The 9,529-nt window shown below is 73.5% G+C and carries 7 protein-coding genes and 1 tRNA gene; 4 read left to right on the top strand and 4 right to left on the bottom strand.

Features of this window, described 5'->3' with window-relative positions:
• Nucleotides 1-201 precede the first annotated feature (201 nt).
• The 3 genes from ACFYW3_RS29725 to ACFYW3_RS29715 all read right to left on the bottom strand — a co-directional run bounded on the left by ACFYW3_RS29725 (nucleotide 202) and on the right by ACFYW3_RS29715 (nucleotide 4,913).
• The gene (locus ACFYW3_RS29725) at nucleotides 202-1,080 is read right to left on the bottom strand and encodes a DivIVA domain-containing protein (RefSeq protein ID WP_389387890.1); all 879 of its coding nucleotides are present in this window, start codon (nucleotides 1,078-1,080) and stop codon (nucleotides 202-204) included.
• Nucleotides 1,081-1,216: 136 nt separating this feature from the next.
• Complete coding sequence (locus tag ACFYW3_RS29720; protein WP_389387889.1) at nucleotides 1,217-3,910, bottom strand: SUKH-4 family immunity protein; 2,694 nt, start codon at nucleotides 3,908-3,910, stop codon at nucleotides 1,217-1,219.
• Between the two features lie 7 nt (nucleotides 3,911-3,917).
• Nucleotides 3,918-4,913 (bottom strand): SMI1/KNR4 family protein, encoded by a 996-nt coding sequence (locus ACFYW3_RS29715; protein WP_351761357.1) that lies wholly within the window; start codon nucleotides 4,911-4,913, stop codon nucleotides 3,918-3,920.
• A 241-nt stretch (nucleotides 4,914-5,154) separates the two neighbouring features.
• On the opposite strand from ACFYW3_RS29715, the gene ACFYW3_RS29710 reads away from it, so the two are divergent.
• Together ACFYW3_RS29710 and ACFYW3_RS29705 are read left to right on the top strand one after the other, a co-directional pair.
• On the top strand, nucleotides 5,155-5,685 hold the full coding sequence (locus ACFYW3_RS29710) for a YwqJ-related putative deaminase (RefSeq protein WP_351761354.1): 531 nt from the start codon (nucleotides 5,155-5,157) through the stop codon (nucleotides 5,683-5,685).
• A 5-nt stretch (nucleotides 5,686-5,690) separates the two neighbouring features.
• Entirely contained in the window at nucleotides 5,691-6,218 is a 528-nt protein-coding gene (locus ACFYW3_RS29705) for an SUKH-3 domain-containing protein (protein ID WP_351761351.1), read from the top strand.
• 74 nt (nucleotides 6,219-6,292) lie between these two features.
• On the opposite strand, the gene ACFYW3_RS29700 is transcribed toward ACFYW3_RS29705, so the two are convergent.
• Nucleotides 6,293-7,561 carry a sensor histidine kinase gene (locus ACFYW3_RS29700; RefSeq protein WP_389387888.1) on the bottom strand — a complete coding sequence of 423 codons (1,269 nt, stop codon included), beginning with the start codon at nucleotides 7,559-7,561 and terminating at the stop codon, nucleotides 6,293-6,295.
• Nucleotides 7,562-7,789: 228 nt separating this feature from the next.
• Here ACFYW3_RS29700 and ACFYW3_RS29695 point away from each other — a divergent pair.
• Together ACFYW3_RS29695 and glmU are read left to right on the top strand one after the other, a co-directional pair.
• Nucleotides 7,790-7,861: transfer RNA gene (locus tag ACFYW3_RS29695), tRNA-Gln, on the top strand.
• Nucleotides 7,862-7,969: 108 nt separating this feature from the next.
• Entirely contained in the window at nucleotides 7,970-9,415 is a 1,446-nt protein-coding gene (gene glmU, locus ACFYW3_RS29690) for a bifunctional UDP-N-acetylglucosamine diphosphorylase/glucosamine-1-phosphate N-acetyltransferase GlmU (protein WP_351761345.1), read from the top strand.
• Nucleotides 9,416-9,529: the final 114 nt, after the last annotated feature.

Genomic DNA, 9,529 nt, shown 5'->3' with positions numbered 1-9,529 from the left:
CCCAAAAAAAACAACCCCCCACCCCCACCCCCCCCCCCGGCCCCCCCCCACGCCCCCCCGCCCGACCCCCACCCCCCAGCCCCGCCGGCGCTTGAGGCGCCCGGCGCAGCCGGGACCCGCAGCAACCAACCGCAAGCCGGCAGACGGCAGACGGCACCCACCCCCGCCCGGCCAGGGCAACGCCAACGCCAACGCCAACGCCTACGCCGACGCCCTCCCCGTAAGCGCCGCCAGGCTCGCCCGCACGTGGTTCATGTGCGCCCGCATCTCGTCCTGCGCCTCCCCGTGCTCCCGCAGGATCCGTTCCGTCTCCCGCCCGACCCGTTCCTCCCGCACCCGCGCCTGCGCCAGCACCTCGGACGCCCGCGCCTCGGCGTCCTCCTGCCCGTGCCGCGCCGACTCCTCCGCTTCGGCGAACGCCCGCCGCGCGTCGGCCAACCGCCCCTCGGCCTGGCGTTCCAACTCCGCGTGCCGGGCTTCCAGTTCGGTTTCCCGCGCGGCCAGTTCGCGTTCGGCCGCGTCCCGCCGGTCCGCGTGTTCCTGCTCGCGTTCCGCCAGCAGCTCGTCCGACCGGTGGCGTGTCTCGATCAGGAACGTGTGCGCGTCCGACCGCCAGGCCGCCGCGTCGTCCCGGGCCTCCGCCCGGGCGTCGTCCGCTTCCCGGCGTGCCCGCAGCAGTCCCTGTCGGGCCCGGACCTCCGTCTGTTCCCGTACCGCTTCCGCGTCCTGCCGCGCCAGCTCGGTCACCCGGTCCGCGTGCGCCTCGGCGGCGCCCTGGGTGGTGAACACGTCGGCGCGCGCGTCCGCGCGTACGCAGTCCGCCTCTTCCTGCGCGAGCAGCAGGATCCGCCGGGCCCGCTCGCTCAGCTCGTCGTACGTCTGGGGGGCCAGCGAGGCGACCCGCTCGCGCAGCCGCTCCGCCTCCGCCTCCATCTGCTTGGCCAGGACGGTCAACCGTGCCACTCGCTCCCAGGCCTCGTCCCGGTTGCCCGAGAGGCGTGCGAGGTACCGGTTCACCTCATCCGGCCGGTAACCGCGGCCGCGCACGGTCGCGAAACCCTGGGGACCGTGAGGTGACATGGGTGCACTCATCCTGGAAGCGCCTCTCTCGCGGGGATTCCTGTCAAGGATGCGTCATTTGCGAGCAGAAGCCGGAATGGCCGGGCCGGAACCCCGTTCGAGGGTTCCGGCCCGGCCATTCACACGGAACCGCGGGTCAGAGGAGTCCGTCCCACATCTGTTCCAGCAGCACCGACCACCAGCTCTCCGGCGAAGCCAGCGCCGCGCTGTCGAGGCCCGCCAGATTCGTCTGGAAATCGACCGTCCAGCGCCCCGCCTGCTCCGGCGTCAGGTGCTGCCGCAGCCGCCACATGTGCCCCAGCATCGCCAGCGACCGCGCGAACTGCGGCAGGCTGGAGTTCACGAACTGCGGCGGTACCGGCGCACCGCCCGGCCCGGCCTCCACCGGGACCGCCACTATGTGCGCCGTCCCGTACTGCACACAGAGCGCCTTGCCGAAGTCGCTTCCCACGACGAGGTACGAGCCCGCGTCCGATGCCGGCTGCACCTGGCGCTGCGCCGCCAACTCGGCCAGTGTCGGCACCGGTTGGCCGGGCACGGCCTGCGCCCAGAAGAACGGCCCGAAGTCCACCGGCAGCCCCGACCACATCAGGGTCTGCGCCACGATCTCCGGCACGCCCTGCCGGGACACGGCTCGCTGGTCGAAGCGGAACACGCCCTGCGGGCCGAACGCCCCCGCCAGCTCCTGCCCGATCGCGTCCAACGGGATCGCCGGCTGGAGCGGGACCTGCGGCAGCGGAGCGCGTACCGGCGCGGGGCGCGCCGGACCGTCCGCCACCTGGTGGAGTTCGCTCTGGTGGGTGATCAGGTGTCGCATGCCCTGCTGACGGCTCGCGTGGTCCGTCCCGTACGGGGCCACGCTCGTGATCCGGACCTGGGGCCAGGTCTCGCGGATCATCCGCGCACAGTAGCCGCCGGGCAGCTCGCATGACCCCAACTCGGTGTGCAGTTCCAGCACCTGCTGCGGCGGCACGTTCATCGCGCGCAGCTCGTGCAGGATCTGCCACTCGGGGTGCGGGGTGCCGGGCGCCGAGCGGCGGATCAGCTGCTGCTCGGAGCCGTCGGGCGCGCGGTAGCGCAGCACGGCCTGGTAGCCGGGGCCGACGGTGGGCACGCCGGACGCGGCCGGCGCCGGTGCCATGGGCTGCGGAGCCGGAGCGGCGGGCGGACCGGGCGGACCGGGCGGCTGGGGTACGCCGGGGCCGGCGAGCATCGTCGCGGCGTGGTGCGGCGTCCCACCCCCGGGAGCACCGGGAGCCCCGGGAGCACCCGGGGGCCTGGGCGGCTGCACGACGGACGGGCCCGCGAGCATCGTGGCGGCATGATCGACCCCACCACCGGAAGAACCGGAACCACCGGCGGAACCGGAACCACCGGCCGCACCCGGCGCCCCGGGCGGACCGGGCGGACCCGGAGGCATCGGCGCACCGGACCCCGCCGACCCCACACCCACACCCGGACCCGCGAGCATCGTCGCCGCGTGATCCACCCCACCACCGGGCACACCCGGCGGACCGGGCGGCTGCGGCGCACCGGGCGCACCCGGCGGCCTGGGCGGCTGCACGACCGACGGGCCCGCCAACATCGTCGCGGCATGATCGACCCCAGCACTGGAAGAACCGGAAGAACCGGCGGAACCGGAACCACCGGCCGCACCCGGCGCCCCGGGCGGACCCGGAGGCATCGGCGCACCGGACCCCGCCGGACCCACACCCACACCGGGACCCGCGAGCATCGTCGCCGCGTGATCCACCCCACCACCGGGCACACCCGGCGGGCCGGGCGGTACGGGCGGCTGCCCCGGAGCGGAGGCTCCGGGCACACCGGGCGGGCCGGGCGGGCTCACGGAAGCGCCCGACCCCGGCCGGGAGAACTGGGCCTTGCTCGTCGGCGCGTCGGCGATGTCGCCCGCGTCCGAGCCGTGCCCCAAGGCGGGCACGACCGCGGTCCGCGGCAGCCGGCTGCCGCCGGCCATGAGCTGGGTCTGCGCGTCGGGGGCCGCCGCGGCCGGCGCGTCCTCCAGGTCCGACCCGGACAGCGGCGGCGCGAACACCGTCGCCGGCAGGGGCACGGAGCCCTCGTCCGCGCCGGAGTTCACATCGGTCCCGGCCCATGGCGTGGCCCCGATCGGGAACCCGTCGTTGGCGGTCGGCTCGTACGGGATCTCGGCGCCGCGCCGCAACGGCACGACGCCACCCGGGGCATCGGCCGAACCGGGCGCCGGGGTGGCGGGAGCGGAAGGGCCCCCGGCCGGGACGGCGGGCTCCGCCGAAGCGGCCCCCGAGCCGGAACCGGAACCCACACCCGCGGGCTCGCCGGACGACGAGCCCGCACCGGACGACAGGCCCGCGCCGGACGACGAGCCCGCACCGGACGACGGGCCCGCACCGGACGACAGGCCCGCGTCCGACGACAGGGCCGCGTCCGACGAGGCGGCGGCGGGGGCCCGCGGGATCCCCGCACGGTCCGCCGCCTCCTGCAACCACTCGGGCGGACTCAGCATGAACGAGGTCTGTTCCGAGTCGATCCGCGGCGGCGGAACCGAGGCCTCCGACCCCGCCGGAGCGGTCGCGGCCCCGTACTCCTCCTCGTACCGCCGGATCACCTCACCCACCGGCAGCCCCGGCCACAGCGTCACCTCGCCGCTGTCCCGCGCGATGACCAGCCGCTGCCGCCCACCGCCCGACACCGGACCGGCCGCCCGGTCCTCGGCCCACACCACGAAGCCCAGCCCGAACTCCCGCACCCGCACCTCACGGTGCTGGTACGCGGGCACGTCCCCGTTGATCCACTCCTCGGCGCGTTCCTGCGCCTGTGCGAAGGTCACCATCGCGCCGTCACCCCTCCACCGGCGCGGAACCCGCCACCGGAACCGAACGCGCGAATCCGCCGTCCACCATCAGACCGGCCACCGTCTCCAGCTCCGGCGGGTTACCCGCCAAGCGTTCGAGAAAGGCGTCGAAATCGGCACCGCACGGCAGCAACAGCCGCTCCACGCGCTCCTGCACCGACCAGCCGTCCCGATCGCGCGCGTCGTCGTACGGGGAGAACCACACGGAGCCGATCCCCTCGCCCTTCACCTTCACCGCGAGCAGCCCGCCCTGCGCGAAGGCCACGCACAGGTAGTCCTTCGTCAGGTGGTCCCGCAGACACTTGTTGACGTAGACGAGGTCGTTGACCGCCGCTTCCTCGCGCACCGTGAAGAACGGCTGGTCGACCAGCACCCCGAGGTCCACGTCCAGGCCCGCGCCCACCGGCGCGCAGCCGCCGGCCGCCTTCAGGAACGCCCGGTACGCCTCCGGCAGCCGGTAGCCGAGGTCCTCCTCGACGCCCTGCACCTGCTGCTCGGACACCGACACCACCGACTTCGGCAGTCCCAGGTGCGCCGGACGCACTTCCTGGAGGGGTCGCGTGCCGCGCTTCTCGTGGTCCACGGGCGCCGTCGCCAGTCCGGCGTGGTGCCGCAGCAGCGCCTTCACCTCGACGGGGACCAGCTCCATCCGCCGCGTCCCGGCCACGTGGTGCCAGGTCCATCCGTGCGGGGTCGCCACCGGGCCGACGGTGTCCCACAGCTCGTGGCCCGCCTCCCGCATCGCCGCGTTGGCGGACACGCAGTCCGTCAGGCGCAGCTCGTCCACGCCGAAGCCCTCCGGCGGTTCGGCGATCTCCACCGCGGCGCGCGCGTAGGGCGAGAAATCGGGATGCCCGTCCCCGCTGATCCGTACTCCGTGGGGATGCCGAGCGGCCCGGACCGGGTCCGGGAAATGCACGACCTGCCCCGAGTAAGCGGCGTTGGGTGGCGCGGCCTGCTGCCCGAGCCGACCTGTCGTCATGGCGGTAGCCCCCTGCTGGATCTGGCTGGTTCACCACAGCCTATGTGCTCCGGCAAGGGGCTCACCCGCAGCCGAAGCAGCATGCCGGCCACACCCACTCATGTGGGGCGGGAAGAGCCGAATTGATACGAATATTCGACCCCGCTTCCCCACCACAGGGGACATTTGACAGGCTGTCCCCGCGGCACGGGGGCGTGCGCGACAGCGGCCCGCACCGCCGCCACGGGAGGGAACACGCAGCATGCAGAACACGGCAACACGCACAGACCGGACGGAACCGACGGAAGCCGGCCCCGCCGGCGATCCCCGTCTGCGCTGGAGCAGCGCCGACGGCCCCGCCGTCCCCGTGCTCCGCTTCCGGCGCGACGGCATCCTCCCCACCGTCGCCGCCGCCCTGTCCGTACGCGGGGAAACCCTCACCGGCACGGCCGGGAAGGCCGACCAGCCACCCGTGCTGCACCCGCTCGTGCAGGACTTCCTCGACACCCTCACCAGCGGACAGCGGGAGCGGTTCACCGGCCGATGTCCGGAGGCGATGCTCCTCTCCCGCCACCTCGCCGGCGTCGAGGGCGCCCGCAGCAAGCGCGCCTCCCGCAAGCCGCTGACGGCGAGCGAGGCGCGGCGTTCCCTCAAACAGGCCAGGATCACCGCCCGTCGCATCCGCGAGGACGGCGACCCGCTCCACGGGACCTACGCGCCCCCGTGCCGCTCCTGCGAGGCCCTCCTCGCCCACTTCGGCGTACGTTCCGTCGACCTCACCCACTCCGAGTAGCCGCCATGAGCACCTCGTCCCCCTCGTCCCCCTCGTCCGCCTCCTACGACCGTTCCTCGGCGACCCGTTTCCCGGGGCCGGTGGACTCCGCGCTGCGCACCGCCGGTTGGGAGCCGGGCCGCTGGGACATCAAGCAGGCCGAGTACTGGGCCGACGCCCTGCGCGACCACACCACCCCCGCCGGGCACCGGCACACCGTCTTCCCGGCGGCCGTCGAGGCCTGGGCCGAGTTCGGCGGCCTGACCGTGGCCGGCCCGGGTCCCGGTCGCCAGATAGCGCCCGCCCGCGTGCGCCTGGACCCGCTCACCGGCCTCCACCTGGCCCGCACCTTCTGCGACCTCGGCCGTGCCCTGTCCACCGAGCTGAGCCCGCTCGGCGCCGAGACCGACGGCGGCTCGCACCTCGCCATCGACCGCGAGGGCCGCGTCTACGGCATCGACCACACCGGCGACTGGTTCCTCGGCGCGAGCCTCGACGATGCCCTGGCCCTGCTCCTGACGGGGCTCCAGCCGGTCCGTCTCACCACGGGCTGACCCCGGTCGGAGGTCGGGGGCCCGCCTGCTCCCCGACCTCCCCGCCGGCCGCGTGCGGGGAGGTCGTCCCCTCTCTACCGATGCTCGCTCGGCAGGACCGCCGACACCTTGAAGCCGCCGCGCTCCGTCGGCCCCGAGACGAACACCCCGCCCAGTCCGAGCACCCGCTCCCGCATTCCCACCAGCCCGTTGCCGCCGCTCGGCAGTCCCGGTTCGGCGGCCTTGCCGTCACACGGCCCGTTCTCCACCTGCATGGCCACCTCCCTCTCCCGGTGGGCCAGCCGTACGACGACCTTCGCTCCCGGCGCGTGCTTGTGGCAGTTGGTCAACGCCTCCTGCACCACCCGGTACGCGGTCTGTTCGACCTCCGCCGGACAGCCGGGGCACTCGCCCCGCACGTCCAGCTCGACGACCATCCCCGCCGCGCGGGACTGCCCGACCAACGCCTCCAGTTCACGGATCGACGGCCCGTCCTCGAGGATCACCGCCGGCGCCATCGGCGCCATCGGCGCCAGGGAGGCACTGGCCGGTTTCGGCGACTCGGCCCGCAGCACGCCCAGCATCTCGCGCAGTTCCGTCAGGGCCTGCCGTCCCATGTCACCCACCAGGGCCGCGTTCCTCACGGCCTTCACCGGGTCCTTCGCGGCCACCGCCTCCAGGGCCGCCGCGTGCACCACCATCAGCGACACCCGGTGGGCGACCACGTCGTGCATCTCGCGCGCGATCCGCGTCCGCTCCTCCGTGCGGGCCCACTCCGCCCGCTCCTCGGCCCGGTCCGCCAACAGCGACAGTTCCCGTTCCAGCGAGTCCGCGCGCTCGTGGAGGCTCTCCATCAACCGGCGGCGCGCCCCGATGTACAGGCCGAGCAGCACCGGCGGCACGGTCAGCGCCACCGCCACGAACACGGACAGCACGATCACGAGCGTCCCGTCGGCCTCCACGTCCCCGCGCGTCCGCATGTACATCACGACGAACGTGCCGGCCAGCGACATCGACGCGAGGATGGCGGTGATCCGCCGGGGCACGTCGGAGGAGGCCAGCGTGTACAGGCCCACCACCGCGAGGAGGAACCCCATCGCGGCGGGGGTCACGGCGATGGCCACCAGCACCACGGCGATGGGCCACCTGCGCCGCAGCACGAGCGTGGCCCCCACCACGATCCCGAACAGCACCCCGAATACCACGGGAATGCCGGCCTCGTGGGCGAAGGGCACCCCCTCGACGGCGCACTCGGCGGCGGACACCACGCCGAGTCCCACGTCCAGCGCGGCGCTCCGCCGCCTCTCCCACCACCAGGGGCCGTCGCGCCCCATCCCGTCCCGCTCTTCCCCCGCACTGGTCATGCCGTCCAGCCTACGCAGGGGCCCTGGTGGGCAGGCGAGCGAAATACCCGCGGCCGCAGGTGCGCGACACCCCTCACGCGCGCCGCGCGCGACCCCTGTACGCGCGTCGCGCGACGCGCGTACGGCAAGGCACCGATCCATACCGTCGCGATGAGGGGTGGTGGTGCGGCATAGTAGGTCTCGTCGACTCGACCACCAGGGAGTAATGTCCGGTCAAGTCACGTTTGATCCCCTGTGGTGTAATTGGCAGCACTGAGGCTTTTGGTGCCTTATGTCCGGGTTCGAGTCCTGGCGGGGGAGCTTTCACACATGCGGGTCCTGACCTCCGGTCGGGACCCGGCTTCGTTTCCGCCCTCCCGCCCCCGGCTATCCTTCACGGGTCCACCCCCGAAGCCGAAGGGCACCCCCGTGAGCGCAACCCGCCCGGCAGCCGTCGTCGTACTCGCAGCGGGTGAAGGCACCCGCATGAAGTCGGCCACACCGAAGGTTCTGCACGAGATCAGCGGGCGTTCGCTCGTCGGTCACGTCGTCGCCGCCTCGCGCGAGCTCGACCCCGCACACCTCGTGGTCGTCGTCGGCCACGCACGCGAGCAGGTCACCGCGCACCTCGCCGGCATCGACGCCGATGTCCGCACCGCCGTCCAGTACGAGCAGAACGGCACCGGACACGCCGTCCGGATGGCCCTCGAAGAACTCGGCGGCGAGCAGGCCGGCACCGTGGTCGTCGTCTGCGGCGACACCCCGCTGCTGACCGGCGAGACCCTCGCCGAACTCACCGCCACGCACGAGGCCGACGGCAACGCCGTCACCGTGCTGACGGCCGAGGTGCCCGACTCGACCGGCTACGGCCGCATCATCCGCGGCGCCGACGGCGCCGTCACGGCGATCGTCGAGCACAAGGACGCCACCGACGCGCAGCGCGCGATCCGCGAGATCAACTCGGGGGTCTTCGCGTTCGACGGGGCCCTGCTGAGCGACGCGCTGGGCAAGGTCCGCACGGACAACAGCCAGGGCGAGGAGTACCTCACCGACGTGCTCGGCATCCTGCGCGAGGCCGGCCACCGCGTCGGCGCGGCGGTCGGCGCCGACCACCGTCAGATCCTCGGGATCAACAACCGGGTGCAACTCGCCCAGGCGCGGGCCCTGCTGAACGCGCGCCTGCTGGAGAACGCGATGCTGGCCGGCGTGACCGTCGTCGACCCGGCGAGCACGCTGGTGGACGTGACGGTCACCTTCGGGCAGGACGCGGTCATCCACCCGGGTACTCAGCTCCTGGGCGCCACGCACATCGCGGAGGGCGCCGAGGTCGGCCCCAACACCCGCCTCAAGGACACCCGGGTGGGCCCCCGGGCGCGCGTCGACAACACGGTGGCGGACACGGCCGTGATCGGCGAGTCGGCGTCCGTCGGCCCGTTCGCGTACCTGCGTCCGGGGACGAACCTCGGCCTGAAGGCCAAGGCCGGCACCTACGTCGAGATGAAGAACGCGACCATCGGCGAGGGCACCAAGGTGCCGCACCTCTCGTACGTGGGCGACGCGACGATCGGCGAGTACACGAACATCGGCGCGGCCAGCGTGTTCGTGAACTACGACGGCGAGAACAAGCACCACACGACCATCGGTTCACACTGCAAGACGGGCTCCGACAACATGTTTGTGGCGCCCATCACCATCGGGGACGGCGCCTACACGGCGGCCGGCTCGGTGATCACGAAGGACGTGCCGGCCGGCGCGTTGGCCGTGGCCCGTGGCCAGCAGCGGAATATCGAGGGTTGGGTGGCCCGCAAGCGTCCGGGGAGCGCGGCGGCCACGGCGGCCCAGTCGGTGGCCCCGGAGGACTCCGACGGCCGTTGAGGTGAACTGACCGGAAACAGGTACGCCCTGGACGGCGTACCGTGATAGGTGCACGCAATCGGCTGGCTCACCGTGTGCGGGACGGACGCGCACGGGGGCGAGCAGCTTTCCACA

Origin of the sequence: Streptomyces sp. NPDC002602, from assembly GCF_042889445.1 — a bacterium.
Classification (GTDB): domain Bacteria; phylum Actinomycetota; class Actinomycetes; order Streptomycetales; family Streptomycetaceae; genus Streptomyces.
The sequence above is the reverse complement of the archived record's forward strand: the minus strand, read 5'-3'. Positions and strand labels throughout refer to the sequence as shown.

Coding starts and splice junctions, on each gene's coding strand:
- ACFYW3_RS29705 (WP_351761351.1), top strand. CDS start 5,691: ATGAGCACCTCGTCCCCCTCGTCCCCCTCGTCCGCCTCCTACGACCGT.
- ACFYW3_RS29710 (WP_351761354.1), top strand. CDS start 5,155: ATGCAGAACACGGCAACACGCACAGACCGGACGGAACCGACGGAAGCC.
- ACFYW3_RS29700 (WP_389387888.1), bottom strand. CDS start 7,561: ATGACCAGTGCGGGGGAAGAGCGGGACGGGATGGGGCGCGACGGCCCC.
- ACFYW3_RS29715 (WP_351761357.1), bottom strand. CDS start 4,913: ATGACGACAGGTCGGCTCGGGCAGCAGGCCGCGCCACCCAACGCCGCT.
- ACFYW3_RS29725 (WP_389387890.1), bottom strand. CDS start 1,080: ATGTCACCTCACGGTCCCCAGGGTTTCGCGACCGTGCGCGGCCGCGGT.
- ACFYW3_RS29720 (WP_389387889.1), bottom strand. CDS start 3,910: ATGGTGACCTTCGCACAGGCGCAGGAACGCGCCGAGGAGTGGATCAAC.